Genomic DNA, 23404 nt, shown 5'->3' with positions numbered 1-23404 from the left:
TTAGGGGGACTGCGCGCATGCTCACCGGACGGATGATGAACTTCCCGCTCACCCTCACCCACTTCCTGGAAAGGGCTCGGACTCTCTACGCGCGCTCCGAGATCGTCAGCCGGCGGCCGGATCGCTCGCTCCACCGCTATACGTACGCGGACTTCTACCGCCGCGCGTGCCGGCTCGCGGGAGCGCTGCGGCGGCTCGGGGTGAAGCCGGGGGATCGGGTCGCCTCGCTCTGTTGGAACCACCACCAGCACCTGGAACTCTACTTCGCCGTGCCCGCCATGGGGGCGGTGCTCCACACGCTCAACCTGCGCCTGCACCCGAACGATCTCGGCTACATCGCGCGCCACGCGGAGGATCGCGTCCTGGTGGTGGACCGGTCGCTGCTGCCGCTGTTCGAGAAGTTCGCGGGCGCCGTGCCCTCCATCGAGCGTGTCATCGTCATCCCGGACGACGGGCCTGCTCCGAGCGGCCGGCTCGACTACGAGCAGTTGCTGGCGCCCGAGCCGGACACCTTCGACTTCCCCAAGGTGGATGAACACGCGGCGGCGATGCTCTGCTACACCTCCGGAACGACGGGCAACCCCAAGGGAGTGCTCTTCAGCCACCGCTCCACGGTACTGCACACGTTGGTCTCGTGCATGGCGGACGTGTTGGGCGTGTGCGGGGAGGATGCAGTGCTGCCCGTGGTGCCCATGTTCCACGCGGCGGCCTGGGGCCTGCCCTACGACGCGGTGGCGACGGGCGCGAAGGTCGTCATGCCCGGGCCGCACCTGGATCCGGCGTCGCTGCTGGACTTGATGGCCCAGGAGCGGGTGACCGTCGCGGGTGGAGTGCCTACCATCTGGCTCGGCATCCTGGCGCTGCTGGATCAGGAGCCGAAGCGGTGGGATCTCAGCGCGATGCGCACCATGGCCATCGGAGGCTCCGCGGCGCCGGCGGCGATGATCGACGGCTTCCAGAAGCGGCACGGACTGGTGGTGACGCACGCGTGGGGCATGAGCGAACTCAACCCGGTGGGCACGCTCTCGCGGCTCAAGCGGCACCACGCGGATGCGGATGACGCGACGAAGCTGTCCCTGCGCGCCTCGCAAGGATTCCCGCTGCCCTTCGTGGACCAGCGGCACGTGAGCGACACGGGCGAGGTGCTCCCATGGGATGGGTCGACGATGGGCGAGCTGGAGGTGCGGGGGCCGTGGGTGGCCTCGTCGTACTACGGCGACGAGGGCAATGATCGGTTCACGAAGGACGGCTGGTTCAAGACGGGGGACGTCGTCACGATCGATTCGGAGGGTTACCTGCGCATCACCGACCGCTCGAAGGACGTGATCAAATCGGGCGGAGAGTGGATCAGCTCGGTGGCGCTGGAGAACGCGCTGATGGCCCACCCGACGGTGCTGGAGGCGGCGGTGTTCGCGGGGCGGCACGCGAAGTGGGACGAGCGTCCGCTGGCGGCCGTGGTGTTCAAGCCGGGGCAGAGCGCGACGAAGGAGGAACTGTCGGCGCACCTGGAGAAACACTTCGCGAAGTACTGGGTGCCGGACGCGTACCTGTTCGTGCAGCAGATTCCGAGGACCTCCACGGGCAAGTTCCTGAAGACGAAGCTGCGCGAGGAATACGGCGACTATCTGCTGAAGAACCCGCAGGAGTAGAATGGGGCCATGCCTACGGTGAACGACCGCGCGGGACTCCCATCCGAACGGCTGGCGGCGCTGAAGCTGGAGCTGGCGCCGTTGACGATCCTCCAGGACGTCATCCGTTGGGGCTTTGCGCAGACGCCGCCGAGCGACGTAGCGGACGTGGTGATCCAGGACGAGTTCACGCACGACGTGGTGCTCCCATGGCGGGAGGTGTTCCTGGTGTTCGACACCACCTGACTGGGCGGCGTGAACGGGGTCTCCGTGTGGGACCACAGACCGACGGCGGATGAGATGCTCGAGGCCCGGCTGGCATCGGGCTGGGTGCCGACGCCCACCTCGACGCGCGACGGGGATCAGATCCTGGGGCACGCCGCGTGCCGCGTGCCTACTGCGCGCTGAACGGGGACTGGGCGAAGGCCCGGCCTCGCAGACGACATCAACGCGCCAACGTCGCTCGTTCAATCTGAGGCCCTGCCTGTGAGGTCCTTCTGCCCACCCATGGGCGATGACAGGCTGCGTGCCATGCCTCGCCTGTGCTCTTGGGTGCTCCTGGCGCTGCTGGCCTTCACGCAGTTGGGCGGCTCGTGCTCCGAGCCCGATGCCGTTCCTCTCGAGGAGCTACAGAAGGACCTTCCGCCTTCCTTCGACTACGCCCTCTACTGCGACGAGAAAGGCACTCTGGTGGGAAACCGCTCCGCGGTGCTCCTCGTCCACCGCGCGGAGCACCTCGAGCACGTCTACGCCGACTCCCGGGCCGGCAACTCACGCGCCCAGGCGCTCTTGAAACAGTTGGAGAACAGCCTCCGCGCTACGGGCAAGGAGCTGGCCCGCCAATCTCTGGGCATTGCCTGCGGCTCGCTGCCCGCCTGCGTCGTGCAGTGGCACAAGCTGGACGAGTTCATGCCCTCTCGCGGCGAAGGGGGCATGCACCTGCGCCAGGTCATGGCCGCCAGCTTCTCCCACGAGGCCAGGCTCCAGCATGTGAGGAACACCACCCTCGCCGCCGTGCTCGACGTGCTCTTGGTGGGCACAGCCCTCAAGCAAGGCGCGGCCGGTGTCACGGAGGTGGATGCGGCCACGGCTGAGGCCAGGGCTGCGGCTGCGGAAGCCGTCGCCCCGGTGGAGGCTGGAAGGCTGGCGCTGGCAGGGCTGGAAGCCCGTATCGCCGCGGAGGAATTGCCCGCTCTGGAGGCCCGCCTCGCCGAAGCCGAGGCCCTGGAGACGGGCGCTCGCCACCCTCGGAGCCTGAAGGAACTCGCACGTCACCGCCCTGCTTCCTCCCAGCCTCCCTCAGGCATCGAGGCCGATCACCCCCGCTGGACCAGCTATGTGGCCTACTGGCACCGTCGCTACGAGGAGTTGGCCGGTACGCGCCCCTTGCCTCCCGGAGCGTCCGAAGCCAAGCCCCCTCTCACCTGGAGCAGCTACTCGGGACTTCTCAACACGTTCCAACGCTCCCTGGAGTTCCAACGCTCAGTCACGCGCTGGCTCCAGCAAGGGGAGGGCTCGCGGCAGTGGCTGCCGGGGATGAAACAACCCCTTATCACCGACAACACGGGGCTTCAGCTCGAGGGCCGCGCCTACCCCGTCTATGTGGATCAACTTGCCGTAGACCAGGCGACCCTCGGCCCAGGCCGCTCACCTTCCGTCCATTCCTTCAGCAACAAGCAGCACAGCTTCTCTGGTAAGAGTTGGGACGAGATGCGCGCACAGCTCAGGGCCGATGGCCAGGAGGCCACCACGAAGTACGGCCGAGAGATCGAAGTGCGTCGGCGCGGCCATCCGCTCTTCGGCCAGAAAGTGCGGGTCTCACGAGTTCACCTCGTCTATGACGCAAGAGGGCTTTCTTCCACGCTCCAGGATGCCCTCGTGAACGCTGCGCCCGAATTTGGTGTTCAACTTCACTTCTATGTCCCCTGACGAGTGGAACAAGTCTGACTTCTTTCAGCTTCAGCTCCTCTCCTCTATGAACCCCATGGAAAGGGGCTTCGAAGGGCTCGAGAAGGTACTGGAGGCCATCGAGTCGCTAGACCCTGGAGTGCGTCCAGACAAGATGCGGTTCTCGGGGCCTCGCCTGAATTACTCGCGCAAGGCGCTCAGGAAGCGGCTCCATGAGTCATACATTGGAGAGACCTTCTCGCTCATGTTGATGCGTTCCCAGCCGCCGGAGACTGTGATCTCGTTCGCGAGCAGAACGAATGAAGAGGGAGTCTTTTGCTCCCTCACGCTGGATCTGCTGCCCTTCTCGTTCTTGCGCGAGCCGGGTCAACCCGAAAGGCGCGCCGAGCACCTCGTCTCCTTCGTGCGAGCCATGGCCTCCTGCCTCCCGCTCACCTTCGGCTTGGGGCACAGCTTCACGGATCTCCGCCTGGGCACCGATCCCTCCGTGAGGGACCTGAGCACGCCCCGGCCCATCTACGAGACGTTCTGGCTCAACGTGTACGGCCCAGCCACGGTGCAGGCCATCGGCCGCCAGCACCTGTTGTCCACCCCGGCTGCCCTCATGGAGGAGCTGCCCCACGGTGCCGTCCTCTGGCTCACGCGCCCCACTCCCGCGGACTTCGACTCCGAGGAGGCCCGCCTCGCCCAGGCCCGCGCCCTCGTCCACCTGCGCCCCGAGCTCTCCCTGGACTCCACCCTGGCCACCCTGCGTCAGCGCTCGCTCGAGTTCACTCCGGTCCCCATGGAGTTCGACCCCGACATCGCCGACATCCTTCGCATGGAAGCCGATTTCCGAGGCGTGCTCGGCGGCAAGCGCTCCTTCGTCGAGCGCTTCAACCGCTACCACCCTCCCGCCGTCTCCGAGTGGTTGCCCGCATCCCAGGCTCCCGAGCCGGATGTGGACAACGTCAAGGCCGCCATCGACACCTACGAGGGCCTCTACGCCGAGCAGCTCGTCGCCCTGTTCCACACGGATGTGCCCCAGGTCATGGAGGGCGTCCTGGAGGCCCTGCCCCACCTGGACTGGCACCTGTGGCACGCGGGCTGGGGCAGGCTCTTGTCCCACGTGCAACGTGAGACGCTCGTTCCCGCCCTGGGGGCCTTCCTTGGCCGCTTTCTGGTGGGTGGGCTCGGCGGACGATGGGTCCCTCGCATGAAGTTGGAAGAGGCTGCGGTCGTCATCGGTGACCGGGCCTGGCTGCCCTTCCTCCGGGCCCGCCATGCCCTCCAGAACCAGGAGGCTCCTCTGGACTACTCCTGCTCCCAACTCTTCCGCACCGCTCAGCGCATCGCTCGCGCTCACCACCACTGACCTGACTGAGTCAGAAACAACGCGTGGGAGAATGCCCCCAGGTCACGCCGCCCGTCACGAGCGCGGAGACTTCGACGTGGACTCCCGCTCGCGTCTGCTAGTCTGGGAGACTACCTGAGAGGTTTCCCCGTCTTGCTCCAACCTTCCTTCCCGCCTTTCGCGTTCGCCTCGCTGCTGGTGAGCCTTGCCACTACGGCACAGGCTGCGCCCGCAGGGGGCGCTGCTCCTCGCTCCGTCGTTCTCACGGGCAAGGCGGACGAGTCACCCCTGCTCTACCTCTCGTCTGGCACCCCCACGTTCCTCCTGCTGGACGCGCCCATCGTGCGTGAGTCCGTCCAGGTGGAGGGCCGCGCCCGCTTCGCCAGAGTCGATCCGAGCGATCTGGGCATCACGCTGGTTCTTGCCGTACCGCTCGGTTCAAAGGAACGGCTGGCGCTGCGTTTCAGCTACCGGGAGGGCTCTCCCCAAAGCGTCGTGTTCCTCCTCACTGGGCAGCCCGGCGAAGCGGATACCGTGGTGAATGTGAGCCGCCCGCAGCAGCCGGCCGAGGCATGCCGCGTGGAACTGTCTGTCACGCGCGAGCGGTACGAGGCACAAGCCAGGGAACTGGAGGAGTTGAGAGCGAGGCCACCAGAGATGAGCCCTGCGTCCGTGGCGCTCGAGGGGCTCTTGGACTTGCAGGGCATTCAGGCTCAAGACTTCAAGAGACCGTGCTCCGAGGCGGTAGGCGAGTTTAGCGCCGACCAGTGCAGAGCGTTCGCGGCATCGACTTGGACGGTGGTTGTCCTCGAAGTGAGCAACCCCGGACCGGAGCCATGGTCGCCCGCGTGGGCCGAGGTCACGCCCGCAGTGGGAGGGGAGCCGCGCCGCGCCCGTGCGGTGCTCTCGGGACAAGCCGTCATCCCCCCAGGCGGTACGGTGAGCGTGGCCGTCGAAGTGGAGATGCCCTTGAGGACGCTGGAAGCATGGCCCCAAGCGCTGCACTCGCTGCGGGTGTGCAACACGGACGGGAGCCGCTGTCTGTCCTTTCCAAAGGTGAAGCTGTAGCTACAGGCGCGAGGTGCACGGCATGTTGCGGCGATTGAATCCCACGAAACTCAAGCCCGGTCAGATGGTGGACGGCTGGCGAATCGTCCGGAAGATCAGCAGCGGCAGTTACGGCGTGGTCTACGAGGTAGAGAAGGACGGGAAGCGCTTCGCGCTCAAAGTGGCCTGCCAGGTGGACAAGAGCAGCGACCCGAAGCACACGGACGCGCGCGCGCGGCGCGAGGTGGTCTGCCTCGGGAAGCTCGACCACCCCCATATCATCCGCATGTGGGCTCAAGGGCGTTGGGGGGACCCTCGCTCGGGCTTCCTCTACATCGTCCTCGACTTCGTGGACGGCTATACGCTCGGAGAGTGGGTGCGGCGCACGTACCCGACGGTGCATGAAGTGGTCGTCCTGTTCCGCAAGCTGTTTGACGGGTTGGAGCACATGCACGCTCGGGGCGTGTTCCACCGGGACTTGAGCCTGCGAAACATCATGGTCACCAAGGAAGGCGAGCCGGTGATCATCGACTTCGGAGCGGCGGACTACGCGGCATCCGGGGACTTGACGGATGCGTTGCTGCCCCCATGCACGCCGCGCAACCGCAGCCCGGAGGCGGTGCAGTTCTGGAAGGAGAATCGCCTCACCCCTGAGGCGCGCTACCCCTTCAAGGCAGCAGATGACATTTTCGCGCTCGGAGCTGACCTCTACGACGTGCTGACGGACCCAACGCCCGATCTCAGCTCGAAGCGGCCCCCGCTCTTCGGAGCCGTGGCGCCCCAGTCTCCGTTCAAGGTCACCCAGGGGCGCGTACCGCTGGACTTGAGCAACTATGCGTTGCTGCTGCTCCATGAGGACTTGGGGGAGAGGCCCGCGACAGCGAAGGATGCGCGACGTCCGCTGGAGGACTTCACGCAGTGCGAGGGCCCCGAGTGGCGCGGCACCCGCGTGCATCCTGTCTCCGCGCAGCTTCCCCCGGCACCCGCGGAAGAGGCCGTTGTGGTCGAGGACGACCAACCCCAGGGCTTGGAGGAGCCAATCCCCGTTCACCCTTCCGCCGTTCAGGGGGTGGGGAGGGCTGCACTCAAGGGCGTGCGCCTTGAGTGGGGCCGTCCGGCGCTCGTTGGGCTGCTCGTGCTCGGAGTGCTCGCGGCAGCCGGGGCCGCCTCTCTGCTGCACAGGCCAGCACAACCTGGGCAGTCCCCAGTGGCCGGCAGTGCCCCAACGGAGCAACCCCCACCCTCGCCTGCGCTGGCCGAAAAGCCGACAAGCCGCCCCGCTCAGTTACCCTCGCCTCTCCCTACCCAGAAGGAGACGAGCCCTTCCGTGCAATTGCCCGAGAATTCACCCACCCTCACCAGCGGAATACCCAACCCGCGAAAGGCCAGCCCCCGGCGCGTGCTCTCGAAGGTTCAGCGGTGCGCGCTGCTTGTGTTTACCCTCGCCTGGGCCGAAGAGGGATGCACGGGCGTGCAGACGCGCCCGGATCCGGAGGCATGCCCCCAGGAAGCCGTGGACGCGATGGAGAAGGAGCTAGGCTGGTTCGTCGTCACTCAGCAGCCCGCTCTCGTCATTGACGTAACCAAGGGGAGAGCCCCCAGTCCTCTGGCCAAGATCGAGGACGCCCATACGGTCCTCAACGACGGGCCCGTAACAGGTGAGCTTACCAGAGACGAGGGCAAAGCCCCGAAGGGGACACGACTGGAGGGGCACCTGTGGACAACGGGGGATCGCATCTATGGCCGCTATCGCCGTGCCTACCTTCCAGGCGGGCGCTCCGTGCCGATCTGTGTCGAGCTGGGCAACGATCTTCCCGTGGGCTTGGACAAGGAGGAGGGCTCAAAACCCGGTGCCGCCGTGGGCCCGAAGGAAGCCAACGGGCGTGCGGTGAGGCAGTGGCGTTGAGCGCGGCACGGTAGATCGGCCCGGAGGCGCACTCTTGTGTATAGGCGGGCCTCCCGGACTTCCGCTGACGCTGTAGCTCCATCCCACGCCGCTCCCAACCCTGGGCGTTGTTCACTTCTCCAGGACATACCGGGTAGTGTTTCGCTCCGTCGCGCGGCGCCCCTTGCGCGCTGCCAGGAGTCGATCCGCATGGCTACGGCAAAACAGCCTTTCACCATCCCAGGCGTCATTCTCTTCTCTCACGGCGACCTCTCGTATGAGGTCGATCTGTCGCACGGGTTGGTTGAGGACATGGCGCAATCGAAGCTGGGCGAACGAACCCTCCGCGCGTGGGAGCGAATGGGCGCCAGGCGCCTCCGTCCGGTCATTGTCCGGAGCTTGCCCCCTCTGTCGAGGCGCGATCAGGTCGAATTGAACAGGATGCGCGCGCGGCTGCGCGAGGAGGCACGCCTCGCTGCCTACCTGCAACACCCGAGGATCGCTCGCACCCGCGGGCCCTACGAGGTCCAGGGCGTTCTGTATGTCGTGTCAGACTCTGTGGAGGGCACTTCGATCAACACCCTGATCAACTATGCCCACATGCGCCAGGTGCCCTTTTCCCCTGCGTTCTGTCTGTACGTGGGCACCGAGATCGCCAGGACCCTGCATTACGCGCACACCTGCAAGGACGAGAGCGGCGCTCCGCTGGGCATCGTTCATCGAGACGTGAACCCCACCCGCATCTACCTGGGGACAGGGGGCGAGATCATCCTGACCGACTTTGCCCGCGCGCGCTCCCTGCTCCCGGGCCGGGTAGCCACAACGCTCCCGCGCCCGCAGGGTGACGTGGCCTACTGCTCACCCGAGGCGCTCCTTGGCGAGGAGACGGATCCGCGCTCGGACCTGTTCGCGCTCGGGCTCGTGCTGCTGGAACTGGCTGGCTTGTGCCACCTCTACAGCACGGGCAAGGCACGCTTTGAAGACCTGGAGCAGGCGCTGACGCCGAAGGTGAAGCAGCAGGTTCTCGACGCCTCCCTGACGGCCATGGAGGCAGAGCTTCCAGCCCACGCCGAAGATTGCATCTTGCGAGCTGCCACGTTCAATCCGGAGGACGTTGAGGAGCTCACCGAGCCCCTCGTGCCCTCGCTGCGCTCCATCCTCCGCAAGCTGCTCCAGCGAAAGCCAGAGGATCGCCATCCCTCGGCGGCTGAGCTGGAAACAGAGCTGCAGGCGGGCCTCGCCCTTCTCGGCGCTCCCTACGGAGCCATGGAAGCGCTCGAGGAGGGCCGCAACTCACGTGACGGGGCGAGCATGAATCGGCGCGTGCTCGGGCCCACGAGCGAGCACGAGCTACCACCTGACATGTTGACGACGGACGACATCATCACCGAGCCGGGCTGAGCCACGTAGCCAACCACCGCGTATCTTCCTGGGGCCCTGCCTGTAAGGTCCTTCTGCCCACCCAGGGGCGATGACAGGCTGCGTGCCATGCCTCGCCTGTGCTCTTGGGTGCTCCTGGCGCTGCTGGCCTTTACGCAGTTGGGCGGCTCGTGCTCCGAGCCCGACGCCGTTCCTCTCGAGGAACTGCAGAAGGACCTCCCTCCTGCGTTCGACTACTCCCTCTACTGCGACGAGAAAGGCACCCTGGTGGGCAAGCGCTCCGCGGTGCTCCTCGTCCACCGCGCGGAGCACCTCGAGCACGTCTACGCCGACTCCCGGGCCGGCAACTCACGCGCCCAGGCGCTCTGGAGACAGTTGGAGGACAGCCTGCGCGCCACCGGCCAGGAGTTGGCCCGCCAATCCCTGGGCATTGCCTGCGGCTCGCTGCCCGCCTGCGTCGTGCAGTGGCACAAGCTGGACGAGTTCATGCCCTCGCGTGGCGAAGGGGGCATGCACCTGCGCCAGGTCATGGCCGCCAGCTTCTCCGACGAGGCCAGGCTCCAGCATGTGAGGAACACCACCCTCGCCGCCGTGCTCGACGTGCTCTTGGTGGGCACCGTCCTCAAGCAAGGCGCGGCTGGTGCCGCGGAAGCAGAAGTCACAGCAGCTGATGCCAGGACCGCGGCTGCGGAAGCCGTCGCCCCGGTCGAGGCCGGACGACTGGCGCTGGCGGGCCTGGAGGCTCGCATTGCCGCGGAGGAACTGCCCGCGCTGGAGGCCCGTCTCGCCGAAGCGGAGACCCTGGAGACAGGCGCACGCCACCCTCAGAGCCTGAAGGAACTCGCACGCCACCGCCCCGCATCCTCCCAGCCTCCCGCGGGCATTGAGGCCGATCATCCGCGCTGGACCAGCTACGTGGCCTACTGGCATCGCCGCTACGAGGAGCTGGCCGGTGCTCGCCCCTTGCCCTCCGGGGTGAGCGAAGCCAAGCCCCCTCTCACCTGGAGCAGCTACTCGGGACTTCTCAACACGTTCCAGCGATCCCTGGAGTTCCAGCGCGCCGTGACACGTTGGCTCCAGCAAGCGGAGGGTTCTCGTCAGTGGATGCCGGGAATGAAACACCCCCTGGTCACCGACAACACAGGGCTCCAGATCGAGGGCCGCACCACCCCCGTGTACGTCGACCAGCTCGCCGTAGACCAAGCGACCCTCGGCCCAGGCCGCCCACTTTCCGTCCATTCCTTCAGCAACAAGCAGCACAGCTTCGCAGGCAAGAGCCCGAACGAGCTGCTCGAACAGCTCAAGATCGACAGTGTGGAGGCCAGGACCAAGTACGGTGGAGAGGTCGAGGTACGTCGGCGCGGCCATCCACTCTTCGGCCAGAAAGTGCGGATCTCCCAAGTGCATATCGTCTATGACGGGACAGGACTTTCTTCCAAGGTCACGGACGCCCTCGTGGCAGCTGCACCCAGATTTGGTGTCCAACTTCACTTCTATGTCCCCTGATGAGTGGTGCAACGACGACAGTTTTCACCTGCAGCTCTTCTCCTCCATGAACCCCATGGGCCGGGGCTTCGAGGGGCTGGAGAAAGTGTTGGAGGTCATCGAGTCGCTGGACCCCGAGGTGCGTCCAGACAAGATGTGGCTCATGGGGCCTCGCCTGAATTACTCGCGCAATGAACTCAGGAGGCGGCTTCATGAGGCCTACATTGTCGACACCTTCAGCCTCATGCTGGTGCGCTCCCAGCAGCCAGAGGCCATGGTCGAGTTCACGAGCAGGACGAATGAGGCTGGAGTCTTTTGCTGCATCACAATGGACCTGCAGCGTTTCTCGTTCTTGCGCGAGCCGGGTCAAGCCGAAAGGCGCGCCGCGTACCTCGTCTCCTTTGTGCGGGCCATGGCCTCGTGCCTGCCGCTCACCTTTGGCGTAGGGCACAGCGCCACCGATCTCGGCCTGGGCACCGATCCCACCGTGAGGGACCTGAGCATGCCCCGGCCCATCTACGAGACGTTCTGGCTCAACGTGTACGGCCCGGCCACGGTGCAGGCCATCGGCCGCCAGCACCTGCTGTCCACCCCCTCCACCCTCATGGAGGAACTGCCCCACGGGGCCGTCCTCTGGCTCACACGCCCCACTCCCGCAGACTTCAGTTCCGAAGAGGCCCGCCTCGCCCAGGCCCGCTCCCTCGTCCACCTGCGCCCCGAACTCTCCCTGGACTCCGCTCTGGCCACGCTGCGTCGGCGCTCGCTCGAGTTCGTTCCCGTCCCCATGGAGTTCGACCCCGACGTCGCCGACATCCTTCGCATGGAGGCGGACCACCAAGGTGTACTTGGTGGCAAGCGCACCCTCGTCGAGCGCTTCAACCGCTACCACCCTCCCGCCGTCTCCGAGTGGTTGCCCGCCTCCCAGGCTCCCGAGCCGGATGTGGACAACATCAAGGCCGCCATCGACACCTACGAAGGCCTCTACGCCGAGCAACTCGTCGCCCTGTTCCACACGGACGTGCCCCAGGTCATGGAGGGCGTCCTGGAGGCCCTGCCCCACCTGGACTGGCACCTGTGGCACGCGAACTGGGGCAGACGCTTGTCCCACGAGCAGCGTGAGACGCTCGTGCCCGCCCTGGGGGCCTTTCTTGGCCGCTTTCTGGTGGGTGGGCTCGGTGGCCGCTGGGTGCCGCGCAAGAAGTTGGAAGAGGCCGCGGTCGTCATCGGGGACAGGGCCTGGCTGCCCTTCCTCCGGGCCCGTCATGCCCTCCAAAACCAGGAGGCGCCTTTGGACTACTCCTGCTCTCAGCTCTTCCGCACCGCTCAGCGCATCGCTCGCGCTCACTCGCACTAAAATGACCGGGAAAGCAGGGACGCCAGCATCACGCCCCTGCCCTCCGTCAGCCCGTCACAACCCCTACTGCCACTGGAAGACGCGCACGTAGTCGACTTCGAACACCTGCGGCGTCCGGGCGATCAGATCCGAGGTGGACTGCGGCACGCCGAAGTACGGCGAGGTCGCCCCGTTGATGCCGTTCGGGTAACCGCCACCGACCGCCAGGTTCAGGATGATGAACAGGGGCTTGTCGTACTGCCACGCGCCGTACTGGCTGACCTCCGCCTTGGTCGTGGTCTTCACCACCACCCCGTCGATCAACCACTTGATGTCGTTGGGCGAGTACTCGGTGCGGTACGTGTGCCAGTTGGCGACCGACGAGTTCGGGTAGAACCGGCCGTTGATGGGCGTGTTGCCGTAGTAGCCCGGCCCGTGCAGCGCACCAGAGACCCAGTCGCCGTAGCCCACGTTCTCCATGATGTCGAGCTCACCACAGGCCGGCCAACCCACCGTGTTGATGTCGTTGCCCAGCATCCAGAACGCCGGCCACAGGCCCGCGCCCACCGGCATCTTCAGGCGCGCCTCGACCGCCCCGTGACGGAACTCCCGCTTGCCCCCGCTCTCCAGCCGGCCCGAAGTGAACGGATAGCCGTTGTTCGACTCCTTGCGCGCGATGAGCTTCAGCGTGCCGTTGCTCACCTGGATGTTGTTGCCAGAGGTCGTGTACTGCTGCTGCTCGTTGTTGACGTGGACGTTGGTGACGATGTTCCAGTTGGTCGTGTTCACGCTGGTGCCGTCGAACTCGTCACTCCAGATCTGCACCCACTGCCCCGTGCCGCCGCCGCCGCCACCACCCTGGACCGTCGGAGTGAAGGACTCCCAGCAACCGGCCGTGGCGCGGTCCGCGTACAGCGGCAGGTTCGCCCCGCGGTTCTGATCGGTCGACACGTACTTGCCGGTGCTCCGCGCCTTCAGGCCGACCGTGCCGTTGCCGAAGTCCACCCAGTCGAAGCGCTCCCAGTCGCCCACGGTGGTCCGGTTGGCCACCAGCTTCGCGCCCAGGTTGGTGTCCGCCGACACGTACTTGCCCGTCTCGCTCACGCGCAGCGCGACCGTGCCGCCACCTCCATCGACGACCTGGAACAGCTCCCAGCCCTGCGCCGCCGCGCGATCCGCTACCAGCGGCGCATCCGCTCCCAGGTTGCCGTCCGCCGAGATGAACTTCCCGTTCAAGCAGGCCTTCAGCGAGATCGTCTGCCCGATGGGCGCCGCCAGGGATTGCTTCACGTCCGCCGGAGCTTCCGGAGCAAGTGCGGGCTCGGGCTCGCAGCCAGGAGCGCCCACCAGCAGTCCACCCAGCCCCGCCAGCAACACCCAACGGCTCTTCAGGAAGCTCTTGAAATGCAGTGACATATGCAACTCCTTGACAGCTGGGGTGCCCTTGTCGAGCCAGAAGAAAGCGCTTTCAAACGGGACCACCCACCGATTTGGAGTTGATGCATTTACACCATTTGCCCGGAGAATTGAATAAACAAGTTTTGCCGTTTTGTAGCAGACATCCCATCTGCGCTTCCGCACGTGGGTGACGTGTTGCGTCACCGAGCGGGCAATCAGCAAGGCCCCTGCCTCCTGGGGCCGCACGTCGGTCTTGCGTCCCACCGGGGTTACGTAGTGGAAGGGGCGCCATGAACAACGCCATCGCCCTGTCTTCCTCCGAGAGCATCTGGGAGAAGGAGATCCTCCCGCAGCTCGAGCGCTACATCCGCATCCCCAACAAGTCCCCCGCGTTCGAGCCGGACTGGGTGAAGAAGGGCCACATGGATCAGGCGACGAAGCTCATCGCCGACTGGGCCCAGACGCAGGCGGCCCACATCCCCGGCCTCAAGGTGGAGGTGGTGCGGCTGAACAACGAGAAGGGCGAGCCGCGCACCCCGGTCATCTATATGGACATCCCCGGCGAGGGGAAGGACACCGTCCTGCTCTACGGCCACCTGGACAAGCAGCCGGAGATGACGGGCTGGCGCCAGGGCCTGAACCCCTGGGAGCCCGTGCGCGACGGCGACAAGCTCTTCGGCCGTGGCGGCGCGGATGACGGGTACTCGGCCTTCGCCTCGCTGGCGGCCATCCGCCTGCTCAAGGAGCAGAAGCTGCCCCACGCCCGCTGCGTGGTGCTCATCGAGGCGTGCGAGGAGAGCGGCTCGTACGACTTGCCCGCCTACATCGAGGCCCTGGCGCCGCGCATCGGCCAGCCGTCCCTGGTGGTGTGCCTGGACTCGGGCTGTGCCAACTACGATCAGCTGTGGATGACGACGAGCCTGCGCGGCCTCATCTCCGGCAACCTACGCGTGGAGATCCTCACCGAGGGCGTGCACTCGGGAGACGCGAGCGGCATCGTCCCCTCCTCGTTCCGCATCCTGCGCCAGTTGCTGGACCGGGTGGATGACGTGGCCACCGGCCGCGTGCGCGTCGAGGGCCTGCACGTTCAGGTTCCCCCCGCCCGCCTGGAGCAGGCCAAGGCGGTGGCGCAGGTGCTGGGCCAGGAGGTGTTCGACCGCTTCCCGTGGGTGTCCGGCGCCCGGCCGGTGACGAACGACGGCACGGAGCTGATCCTCAACCGGACGTGGCGGCCGGCGCTGTCCATCACCGGCTCGGAGGGCATGCCGGCGCTGGGGAGCGCGGGCAACGTGCTGCGGCCCTTCACCGCGCTGAAGCTGAGCATGCGCATCCCTCCGCGGCTGGATCCGGTGGCGGCCACCAAGGCGCTCAAGGAGGCGCTGGAGAGCAACCCGCCGTACGGCGCCAAGGTGGTGTTCGAGGGTGAGAAGGCGAGCGCGGGCTGGGACGCGCCGGCGCTGGCTCCGTGGCTGGAGAAGGCCACGGCCGAGGCCAGCCAGGCCTTCTTCGGCAAGCCCTTCATGGCCATGGGCGAGGGCGGCACCATCCCCTTCATGGAGATGCTGGGCAAGCGCTTCCCCGAGGCGCAGTTCCTCATCACCGGCGTGCTGGGGCCGGGATCCAACGCTCACGGGCCCAACGAGTTCCTGCACATCCCCACCGGCAAGCGCCTCACCGCGTGCGTGGCCAGCGTGGTGGCCACCCACTTCAAGCGGTAGCGCCACGCCCATCTGGGCATGCGGATGAGCGGAGCAGAGCCACCCTCAGTCTCGGCGCGGGGACTTCTCGAAGTCCCCGCCAGCGGGCACACGGTGTTGGGCCGGTACACGGTGCTGGGCCAGCTCGGGCTGGGAGGCATGGGCGTGGTGCTATCCGCCTATGACTCGCGGCTGGATCGGCGTGTGGCCCTCAAGCTGCTCCACCCTCGCGAGACAGCCGCGGGAAGCCCGCTCGACGAGCAGGGACGCTTCCTGCGCGAGGCGCAGTCCATGGCGCGCCTCAACCACCCTCATGTGGTGGCCGTCTACGACGCCGGGACGATGGAGAACGGCACGCTCTTCATCGCCATGGAGCACGTGGAGGGCCAGACGCTCCGGAGCTGGAGGGCGCCGCAGCGCACCTGGCGCGAGGTGCTGGCCATGTACCTGGCCGCGGGGCACGGGCTGGCGGCGGCTCATGCGGCGGGGCTCGTCCACCGGGACTTCAAGCCGGACAACGTGCTGGTGGGCCGGGATGAACGCGTGAGGGTCACCGACTTCGGCCTGGCCCGCCTCGACTCCTCCGCGGCTCCCACCGAGCCCGTGTCCGTTCCGGCCTTGGGCTCGTCCTCCGTCGATCCGCGGGAGAATCTCACGCCGCACGGCCCCTGGATGGGGACGCCGCGCTACATGGCTCCCGAGGTGCTGAAGGGCCAGCGCGCGGATGCTCGCAGCGATCTGTACTCCTTCTGTGCCTCGCTCTACGAGGCGCTCTACGGAACATCGCCCTTTCCCGGTGACACCATCGTCGAGCTGCTCCGGGCCCAGGAGGCGGGGAAGCTCGCTCCGCCCGTGGGCTCGGGAGTCCCGGACTGGGTGGGACGCACGGTGCTCCAGGGGCTGAAGGCCGATCCCTCCCGACGCCCCAAGTCCATGGAGGCGGTGCTGGCGGCACTGGAGGACGATCCCGAGGTGAAGCGGCGCGCGCGGCTGCGTGCCTCGGGCGTGGGGCTCCTCATGCTGTCACTGGCGGGACTTGCCGCTTGGGGATGGGGACACCAGCACGACCGTGGCTGCGGCCAGGTGGGGCAACGGTTGTCCGGCGTGTGGGACGCAGCGGTGCGGGAGAAGGTGCAACAGGCCACGCTGAGCACAGGGCTCTCCTACGCTCGGGACACCGCCGAGCGCGTGACGGCGGCGCTGGACGCGTACGCGGCGGACTGGGTGAAGCAGAGCACCCAGCTCTGCGAGGGAGTGGGCCTGCCCGGCAGCACGCAGGTGCGCGGGCTCGGAGCACTGAGGGAGTCCTGTCTGAAGCAGCGCCGCAGCCAGCTCCAGGCGCTCACCGAGCTGCTCTCCCGAGCTCCGGATCCAGAGTTGGTGGGCCGCGCGGTCCAGGCGGTGAAGGCACTGCCTCCGCTGGAGGACTGCGAGGATGCCAAGGCGCTCACCGCGGCGGTGCCGCTCCCCGAGGCCCCCGCGGCACGAGCCCGGATCGAGGCGCTGCGCGCTCAGGTGGATCGCCTGGAGGTCCTCCTCGAGGCCGGCAAGTACAAGGAGGGGCTGGCGGTGGCCGACACGCTGCTGCCCCAGGTGGAGTCCTTGAGCTACGCACCGCTGCAGGCCCGCGCCCTGCTGGTCACGGCGCGCCTGCAGGATGAGGTCGGCGCCTACGCCGCCGCGGAAGCGCGGCTGCGAAAGGCCTTCACGGTCGCGGCGCAGGGCAAGGCGCTGGACATCATGGCCCGCACGTGGGGCCTGCTGATCCGGGAAGTGGGCTATCGGCAAGACCGCGGCGAGGAGGCACTGGCGATGCAGCCCGCCTCGGAGGCACTGGCCGCGGCCGCCGATGACGATCGGCTCATGGCCGCGTCGCTCAACAGCCTGGGCAGCGTGTTCTACTCCCTGGGCAGGTATGAGGAAGCGCGGCAGGTCCACACGCGAGTGCTGGCGCTGCGAGAGAAAGCGCTCGGCCCGGACCATCCCGACGTGGCCACGTCGCTCACGAACCTGGGAGGAGTGCTCTACAACCTGGGCCGGTACGAGGAGGCGCGCGCCATGAACGAGCGGGCGGTGGCGCTGCGTGAGAAGGCGCTCGGCCCGGAGCATCCGGCCGTGGCCGGCTCGCTCAACAACCTGGGCCTGGCGCTCTGGAAGCAGGGCAGTCTGGAGGAATCACGCCAGGCCAACGAGCGCGCCCTGGCCATCCGCGAGAAGGCCCTGGGCCCCGACCACCCCGACGTGGCCGCATCCCTCAACAACCTGGGCCTGGTGTTCCTGGAGATGGAGCGGCACGAGGAGGCCTTGAAGATCTACCAGCGCGTCCTGGCGCTCTGGGAGAAGAGCCTGGGGCCCGAGCACGTCGATGTGGCCCTGGCGCTCGACAACCAGGGGCTCTGCCTCCTCAGGATGAAGCGATCCGAAGAGGCCCTGCCGCTGTTCGAGCGCGCGGTGGCCTTGCGCCAGAAGCTCCAGGGCCCCGACCACCCCGAGATGGGCCACACCCTGGGCAACCTGGCCGACTGTCTGCGGCAACTCGGCAGGTACAAGGAAGCGCGGGAGAAGTACCTGCGCGCGATGACCGTGGATGAGAAGGCCCTGGGGCCAGAGAGCCCCGAGCTCGCGGGACCGCTCCTGGGGCTGGGCCTGATCGCGCTGGAGCAACATCGGCCGCACGAGGCGCTCGCACCGCTGGAGCGCGCGCTGCGACTGGCGCCCGAGATGACACTCGCGGAGGTCCAGTTCTCCCTGGCACAGGCGCTCTGGGAGACAAACCAGGATCGACCCCGCGCGCGCGAGCTGGCCCAACAGTCGCTAGAGACCCTGCGGCGGCACGCCCTGAAGAGCCTGCTCCCGGAAGTCACCCAGTGGCTGGAGGCGCACCCCTCCCCGTGAAGCAGGGCAGGCATGCAGGCGAGCCCGACCAAGGCGCGGCCCACTGTCTTCCCCTGAGCAGCCAGCCCCCCTGTACCTGGATACGAGGCAGCCGCCCTCACCCTTGCCGGGCTCCGTGCACATCTTCCCTCCCGGGCTCACCATGCCCGGGAGGTTTGCCTTGGGATTCCTCGACCTGCTCGCCCGCTGGCCTGTCCTCCGACAGTTGAAGGAGGGAGACCTCAAGGGTCTGGGCGAGACGTCCATGACCGAGCGCAGCCGCACGCTCGAGCCGCGCACCGTCCAGGCGGACCAGGTCGTCAAATCCGTCTGCCCCTACTGCGCCGTGGGCTGTGGACAGGACGTCTACGTCAAGAACGGGCGGATCCTCGACATCGAGGGCGATCCGGACTCGCCCATCTCCCGCGGCCGGCTGTGCCCCAAGGGCGCCGCGACCTTCCAGCTCGTCACCGGCAGCCACCGCGTGCAGGACGTGCTCTACCGCCGCCCCGGCGGCATCGAGTGGGAGGTGCTCCCGCTCGAGAAGGCCATGGACATGGTGGCCGAGCGAGTGAAACGCACCCGAGACGCCACATGGGAGGAGAAGGACGTCAACGGCTTGCCCGTCAACCGCACCCTGGGCATCGCCCACCTGGGCGGCGCCACGCTGGACAACGAGGAGAACTACCTCCTCAAGAAGCTCTACACCTCGCTGGGCATCGTGCAGGTGGAGAACCAGGCCCGAATATGACACTCGTCCACGGTGCCCGGTCTGGGCATCTCGTTCGGCCGAGGCGGTGCCACCACGTTCCAGCAGGATCTGCAGAACTCGGACTGCATCCTGATCATGGGTTCGAACATGGCCGAGTGTCACCCCGTGGGCTTCCAGTGGGTGATGGAGGCCAAGGCGCGCGGGGCGACGATCATCCACGTGGATCCGCGCTTCACGCGCACCAGCGCCATGGCGAACCTGCACGTGCCCCTCCGGCCGGGCTCGGACATCGCCTTCCTGGGCGGGCTGGTGCGCTACGTGCTGGAGAACGAGCGCTACTTCAAGGACTACGTCGTCCACTACACCAACGCGCCGACGATCATCCGTGAGGACTTCCAGGACACGGAGGAGCTGGACGGGCTCTTCAGCGGCTACCAGGAGGACAAGGGCAAGTACGACATCCAGTCCTGGCAGTACCAGGGCGTGGAGGATGCGGTGCCCGCCGCGGGCCACAAGGAGCTCTTCTCGGAGCCCGGCGCGGGCAAGGGCGGCACGCTGCGCGGCACGGACATCACCGAGGAGAATCAGGACCACACGCTCCAGCACCCGCGCTGCATCTTCCAACTGCTGCGGCGGCACTTCTCCCGCTACACGCCGAAGATGGTGTCACAGGTGTGCGGCGTGCCGGAGGACCTGTTCCTGAAGGTGGCCGAGGCGCTGTGCGCCAACTCGGGCCGGGAGCGCACCAGCGCCTTCTGCTACGCGGTGGGGTGGACGCAGCACTCCACGGGCGTGCAGAACATCCGCGCGGCGGCCATCCTCCAGCTCTTGCTGGGGAACATCGGCCGGCCTGGCGGCGGCATCATGGCGCTGCGCGGCCACTCGTCCATCCAGGGCTCGTCGGACATCCCCACCCTGTTCAACCTGCTGCCGGGCTACATCCCCATGCCCCACGCGCAACAGGCGCACTCGCTGAAGGAGTACCTCAAGGACAACGCGGCGGGTGCCGGCTGGTGGAGCAACCTGCCCAAGTACGTCGTCTCGCTGTTCAAGGCCTGGTTCGGCCCCGCGGCCCACGAGGGCAACGACTACCTGTTCACCCGCCTGCCCCGGCTCTCGGGGAACCACTCGCACATGCAGACGGTGGTGGACATGTCGGATGGCCGGGTGAAGGGCTACTTCGTCATGGGCGAGAACCCCGCCGTGGGCTCCATGAACGGAGCGCTCCAGCGCAAGGGCCTGCGCCAGCTCGAGTGGCTGGTGGTGCGCGATCTGACGCTCATCGAGACGGCCGAGTTCTGGCGCCGCGCTCCGGAGATCCAACGCGGCGAGGTGAAGACGGAGGACATCCAGACGGAGGTCTTCTTCTTCCCGGCCTCGGCGCACACGGAGAAGGACGGCAGCTTCACCAACACGCAGCGCCTGCTCCAGTGGCACCACAAGGCGGTGGAGCCGCCCGGAGACGCACGCAGCGAGCTGCACTTCACCTTCCACCTGGGCCGGAGACTCCAGGCGCTCTACGCGGGCTCGAAGGACGAGAAGGACGTGCTCATCCAGAGCCTGACGTGGGACTACCCCACGCACGGCAAGGACGCGGAGCCGAGCGCCGAGGCGGTGCTCAAGGAGATCAGCGGCTACACCGTGGTGGACAAGCAACCCGTGGATGGCTTCCCGGATCTGAAGGATGACGGCTCCACCGCGTGCGGATGCTGGATCTACTCGGGCAGCTACAAGGATGGGGTGAACCAGCCGGCGCGTCGCAAGCCGGGGCGCGAACAGACGTGGGTGGCACCCGAGTGGGGCTGGGCGTGGCCCGCCAACCGGCGCATGCTCTACAACCGCGCCTCGGCGGATCTCGATGGCAAGCCGTGGAGCGAGCGAAAGAAGTACGTCTGGTGGGATCCGGAGCAGCGCAAGTGGCTCGGCGAGGATGTGCCGGACTTCATCCAGGGCCGGCCGCCCGAGTACCGCCCGGAGGTGGGCACCACGGGAGTGGACGCCATCGGCGGGGATGACCCCTTCATCATGCAGGTGGACGGCAAGGGCTGGCTCTACGCGCCCAGCGGGATGATCGACGGCCCGATGCCCACGCACTACGAGCCCATGGAGTCGCCCGTGCAGAACGCGCTCTATGGGCAGCAGTGCAACCCGGCGCGTGAGGAGTGGACTCGGAAGGAGAACCCGTACCACCGGGCCTGGGGCGATCCGCGCTACCCGTTCGTGCTCACCACCTATCGCCTCACGGAGCACCACACCGCGGGCGGCATGAGCCGCTGGCTGTCCTGGCTGAGCGAGCTGCAGCCCGAGCAGTTCTGCGAGGTGTCCCCCGAGCTGGCCCAGGAGCGGGGCCTGGAGAACGGAGGCTGGGCCACGGTGCGCACGGCCCGAGGCGCGATCGAGTGCCGGGTGCTCGTCACCGAGCGCTTGCGCCCGCTGAAGCTGGACGGGACGTGGGTGCACCAGATTGGCCTGCCGTACCACTGGGGCGAGACGGGGCGCACGCGCAGCTCCGGCGTCAACGAGCTGCTGGGCTTCGTGGCGGACCCCAATGTGGACATCCAGGAGTCCAAGGCGCTCACCTGCGACATCGTCGCGGGGCGGCATGCCACGGGGGCTCGGGCCGCCACGGGAGACACCGGGCCCGCGCTGCCCTCCGACGTGCCGGAGGCGCCACGCGAGAGTCCGCTGGCCGGCCACCCCTCGCACGAGCAGTGGCAGGAGAAGAAGGGTCAGGAGAAATAGCCGATGGGACAGAAAGGCTTCTTCACCGACACGACGATCTGCATCGGCTGCAAGGCCTGCGAGGTGGCCTGCAAGCAATGGAACCAACTGCCGGATGACGGGTTCCACTTCACGGGCATGTCGTACGACCACACGGGGCACCTGGGCGCCTCCACTTGGAGGCACGTGTCCTTCGTGGAGCGGCCCATTCCACTGCCGGGACAACAGACGGGGGTGGGCGACTTCTCGTGGCTGATGGCCTCGGACGTGTGCAAGCACTGCCAGCGCGCCGGGTGCCTGGAGGCATGCCCCACGGGCGCCATCATCCGCACGGAGTTCGACACCGTCTACGTTCAGCCGGACGTGTGCAACGGGTGCGGCTACTGCGTGGTGGCGTGCCCGTTCGGAGTCATCGATCGGCGCGACGATGATGGGCGGGCGTGGAAATGCACGCTCTGTTACGACCGGCTGGGCGAGGACATGACGCCCGCGTGCGCCAAGCACTGCCCCACCGAGTCCATCGTCTTCGGAGATCTGGATGAGCTGCGCGACAGGGCCCGCAAGCGTGTGGAGCAGCTGCACGAACTGGGCGTGAAGAGCGCGTACCTGTACGGCGTGGACGAGGAGAACCAGCCGGGCACCGGAGGCCTCAACGCCTTCTTCCTGCTGGTGGACAAGCCCGAGGTCTACAACCTGCCACCCGATCCGGTGGTGCCCACGAAGAAGCAGGGCGCCTCGTGGGCCTCGGTGGCGCTGGGCTCGCTGGCCATGGCGGTGGCAGCACTGGGCGTGGTGTGGATGGGTCGCCAGGAGGCGTCATGAGAGAGATCGAGGAGGGAACTCCCCTTCTGGAGCAGCTCGAGCGCGCCTCGGATGGGCGCAATGTGAATCCGGAGCAGGGCCTGCTGCTCGGGGAAGGCGCGGCTCAACAGGTGAAGCAGCTGGAGATCGCTCATCCAGTCCCGAAGCTGCTGACCACCATTCCCTCCCGCTCGGGCCCGGGCGAGGAGGCGCCGAGCTACTACGGAGCTCCGGCCATCAAATCCCCGGTGTGGCTGCCCACCATTCCCCTGTACTTCTTCGTGGGCGGGATGGCGGGCGCGACGAGTGCGCTGGGGGCCGCGGTGGAGCTGCTCGATGGTACCCGGCTGGCATCCCTGGGGCGGCGGTGCCGATGGATCGGCACGTTGGGGGATGCGGCCAGCAGCGTGCTGCTCATCCAGGATCTGGGCAGGCCCACGCGCTTCTTGAACATGCTGCGCGTGTTCCGGCCGACTTCACCCATGAGCATGGGAGCGTGGGTGCTGGCGGGCTCTGGAGCGATGAACTCGGCCTCCGTGGCGGCACTGTTCGCCGGCCGCATCGGTGTGGTGCGGAAGCTGGGCAACGTGGCCTCGCTGGTGGGCGGCGCGCTGGGCATGCCGCTGGCGGGGTACACGGCGGTGCTCCTGTCGAACTCGGCGGTGCCGGTATGGCAGGGCACCCACCGCACGCTGCCACTGCTGTTCATGGCCTCGAGCATGGCGAGCGCCGGCAGTCTGCTGGAGCTGTTCCCTCCAAAGTCGGAGCGCGAGAAGAAGGCAGTTCGCCGCTTCGGGCTGATCGGAAAGGTGGCCGAGCTGGCGGCAGGCTTCGCGGTGGAGCGTGAGGCAGGGCGCTCCGAGGAGATCATCCGGCCCTTGCGACAGGGCATGCCGGGCCTGCTCTGGAAGATGGCGAAGACATGCGGCGCGGCGGGGCTGGCGCTGAGCCTGCTACCGGGCCGGCAGCGATGGAAGCAGCTCACGGCGAGCGTGCTGACACTGACGGGAGCCCTCGCCACACGCTACGCCATCTACGAGGCGGGCAAGGCTTCCACGAAGGATCCGCACGCCACCTTCGTTCCGCAGCGCCAGGGACTGGGGGCCGCGGAGGTGACGCAGCATCCCGTGGCCTCGGACGGCAAGCCGTTCAAGTTCCCACTGCCCGTGGTGCGCTGATCCCCTGCCGGTCGACGCCGCGGC

The 23404-nt window shown here is 67.4% G+C and carries 16 protein-coding genes; 15 read left to right on the top strand and 1 reads right to left on the bottom strand.

Annotation, left to right across the window (positions count from 1 at the left end; genetic code table 11):
* The first annotated feature begins 17 nt into the window (after window positions 1-17).
* The 10 genes from KY501_RS27225 (at window position 18) to KY501_RS27180 (ending at window position 12020) form a co-directional block, all read left to right on the top strand.
* The gene (locus KY501_RS27225) at window positions 18-1649 is read left to right on the top strand and encodes a long-chain fatty acid--CoA ligase (protein WP_224366371.1); all 1632 of its coding nucleotides are present in this window, start codon (window positions 18-20) and stop codon (window positions 1647-1649) included.
* Between the two features lie 9 nt (window positions 1650-1658).
* Complete coding sequence (locus KY501_RS27220; protein ID WP_224366370.1) at window positions 1659-1874, top strand: hypothetical protein; 216 nt, start codon at window positions 1659-1661, stop codon at window positions 1872-1874.
* 24 nt (window positions 1875-1898) lie between these two features.
* Window positions 1899-2036, top strand: a complete 138-nt coding sequence (locus tag KY501_RS27215) for a hypothetical protein (protein ID WP_224366369.1) — start codon at window positions 1899-1901, stop codon at window positions 2034-2036.
* Window positions 2037-2159: 123 nt separating this feature from the next.
* Window positions 2160-3557: a hypothetical protein gene (locus KY501_RS27210; RefSeq protein WP_224366368.1), complete on the top strand. Its 1398-nt coding sequence runs from the start codon at window positions 2160-2162 to the stop codon at window positions 3555-3557.
* 55 nt (window positions 3558-3612) lie between these two features.
* Window positions 3613-4890 (top strand): hypothetical protein, encoded by a 1278-nt coding sequence (locus KY501_RS27205; protein WP_224366367.1) that lies wholly within the window; start codon window positions 3613-3615, stop codon window positions 4888-4890.
* A gap of 132 nt (window positions 4891-5022) precedes the next feature.
* On the top strand, window positions 5023-5937 hold the full coding sequence (locus KY501_RS27200) for a DUF2381 family protein (RefSeq protein ID WP_224366366.1): 915 nt from the start codon (window positions 5023-5025) through the stop codon (window positions 5935-5937).
* A 22-nt stretch (window positions 5938-5959) separates the two neighbouring features.
* Complete coding sequence (locus KY501_RS27195; RefSeq protein ID WP_224366365.1) at window positions 5960-7822, top strand: serine/threonine protein kinase; 1863 nt, start codon at window positions 5960-5962, stop codon at window positions 7820-7822.
* Window positions 7823-8011: 189 nt separating this feature from the next.
* Complete coding sequence (locus tag KY501_RS27190) at window positions 8012-9202, top strand: serine/threonine protein kinase (RefSeq protein WP_224366364.1); 1191 nt, start codon at window positions 8012-8014, stop codon at window positions 9200-9202.
* 87 nt (window positions 9203-9289) lie between these two features.
* Complete coding sequence (locus tag KY501_RS27185; RefSeq protein ID WP_224366363.1) at window positions 9290-10687, top strand: hypothetical protein; 1398 nt, start codon at window positions 9290-9292, stop codon at window positions 10685-10687.
* Window positions 10677-12020 carry a hypothetical protein gene (locus KY501_RS27180; protein ID WP_224366362.1) on the top strand — a complete coding sequence of 448 codons (1344 nt, stop codon included), beginning with the start codon at window positions 10677-10679 and terminating at the stop codon, window positions 12018-12020. Before KY501_RS27185 ends, KY501_RS27180 begins: the two co-directional genes overlap by 11 nt.
* 63 nt (window positions 12021-12083) lie before the next feature.
* On the opposite strand, the gene KY501_RS27175 is transcribed toward KY501_RS27180, so the two are convergent.
* Window positions 12084-13415, bottom strand: a complete 1332-nt coding sequence (locus KY501_RS27175; RefSeq protein ID WP_224366361.1) for a family 16 glycosylhydrolase — start codon at window positions 13413-13415, stop codon at window positions 12084-12086.
* 272 nt (window positions 13416-13687) lie between these two features.
* Here KY501_RS27175 and KY501_RS27170 point away from each other — a divergent pair, with 272 nt between their 5' ends.
* From KY501_RS27170 to nrfD, 5 genes are all read left to right on the top strand, one after another.
* Window positions 13688-15115 (top strand): M20 family metallopeptidase, encoded by a 1428-nt coding sequence (locus KY501_RS27170; RefSeq protein WP_224366360.1) that lies wholly within the window; start codon window positions 13688-13690, stop codon window positions 15113-15115.
* A 24-nt stretch (window positions 15116-15139) separates the two neighbouring features.
* Window positions 15140-17989, top strand: coding sequence for a serine/threonine-protein kinase (locus KY501_RS27165; RefSeq protein WP_224366359.1), 2850 nt, complete (start codon window positions 15140-15142; stop codon window positions 17987-17989).
* 142 nt (window positions 17990-18131) lie between these two features.
* Window positions 18132-21422, top strand: a complete 3291-nt coding sequence (fdh, locus tag KY501_RS27160) for a formate dehydrogenase (RefSeq protein WP_255636877.1) — start codon at window positions 18132-18134, stop codon at window positions 21420-21422.
* A gap of 3 nt (window positions 21423-21425) precedes the next feature.
* Window positions 21426-22223, top strand: coding sequence for a 4Fe-4S dicluster domain-containing protein (locus tag KY501_RS27155; protein ID WP_224366358.1), 798 nt, complete (start codon window positions 21426-21428; stop codon window positions 22221-22223).
* A complete protein-coding gene (gene nrfD, locus KY501_RS27150) occupies window positions 22220-23380 on the top strand; it encodes an NrfD/PsrC family molybdoenzyme membrane anchor subunit (protein WP_224366357.1) in 1161 nt (386 codons plus the stop codon). The genes KY501_RS27155 and nrfD overlap by 4 nt, the downstream gene beginning before the upstream one ends.
* Window positions 23381-23404 lie beyond the last annotated feature (24 nt).

Origin of the sequence: Hyalangium versicolor, from assembly GCF_020103695.1 — a bacterium.
Lineage (GTDB): Bacteria > Myxococcota > Myxococcia > Myxococcales > Myxococcaceae > Hyalangium > Hyalangium versicolor.
This window is presented reverse-complemented; position numbering and strand designations above follow the sequence as displayed.

Excerpts from the sequence above, each read along its gene's own strand:
- KY501_RS27180 (WP_224366362.1), top strand. The coding sequence starts at position 10,677 with ATGTCCCCTGATGAGTGGTGCAACGACGACAGTTTTCACCTGCAGCTC.
- nrfD (WP_224366357.1), top strand. The coding sequence starts at position 22,220 with ATGAGAGAGATCGAGGAGGGAACTCCCCTTCTGGAGCAGCTCGAGCGC.
- KY501_RS27195 (WP_224366365.1), top strand. The coding sequence starts at position 5,960 with ATGTTGCGGCGATTGAATCCCACGAAACTCAAGCCCGGTCAGATGGTG.
- KY501_RS27190 (WP_224366364.1), top strand. The coding sequence starts at position 8,012 with ATGGCTACGGCAAAACAGCCTTTCACCATCCCAGGCGTCATTCTCTTC.
- KY501_RS27155 (WP_224366358.1), top strand. The coding sequence starts at position 21,426 with ATGGGACAGAAAGGCTTCTTCACCGACACGACGATCTGCATCGGCTGC.
- KY501_RS27170 (WP_224366360.1), top strand. The coding sequence starts at position 13,688 with ATGAACAACGCCATCGCCCTGTCTTCCTCCGAGAGCATCTGGGAGAAG.
- KY501_RS27205 (WP_224366367.1), top strand. The coding sequence starts at position 3,613 with ATGGAAAGGGGCTTCGAAGGGCTCGAGAAGGTACTGGAGGCCATCGAG.
- KY501_RS27225 (WP_224366371.1), top strand. The coding sequence starts at position 18 with ATGCTCACCGGACGGATGATGAACTTCCCGCTCACCCTCACCCACTTC.
- KY501_RS27220 (WP_224366370.1), top strand. The coding sequence starts at position 1,659 with ATGCCTACGGTGAACGACCGCGCGGGACTCCCATCCGAACGGCTGGCG.
- KY501_RS27210 (WP_224366368.1), top strand. The coding sequence starts at position 2,160 with ATGCCTCGCCTGTGCTCTTGGGTGCTCCTGGCGCTGCTGGCCTTCACG.
- KY501_RS27165 (WP_224366359.1), top strand. The coding sequence starts at position 15,140 with ATGAGCGGAGCAGAGCCACCCTCAGTCTCGGCGCGGGGACTTCTCGAA.
- KY501_RS27185 (WP_224366363.1), top strand. The coding sequence starts at position 9,290 with ATGCCTCGCCTGTGCTCTTGGGTGCTCCTGGCGCTGCTGGCCTTTACG.
- KY501_RS27175 (WP_224366361.1), bottom strand. The coding sequence starts at position 13,415 with ATGTCACTGCATTTCAAGAGCTTCCTGAAGAGCCGTTGGGTGTTGCTG.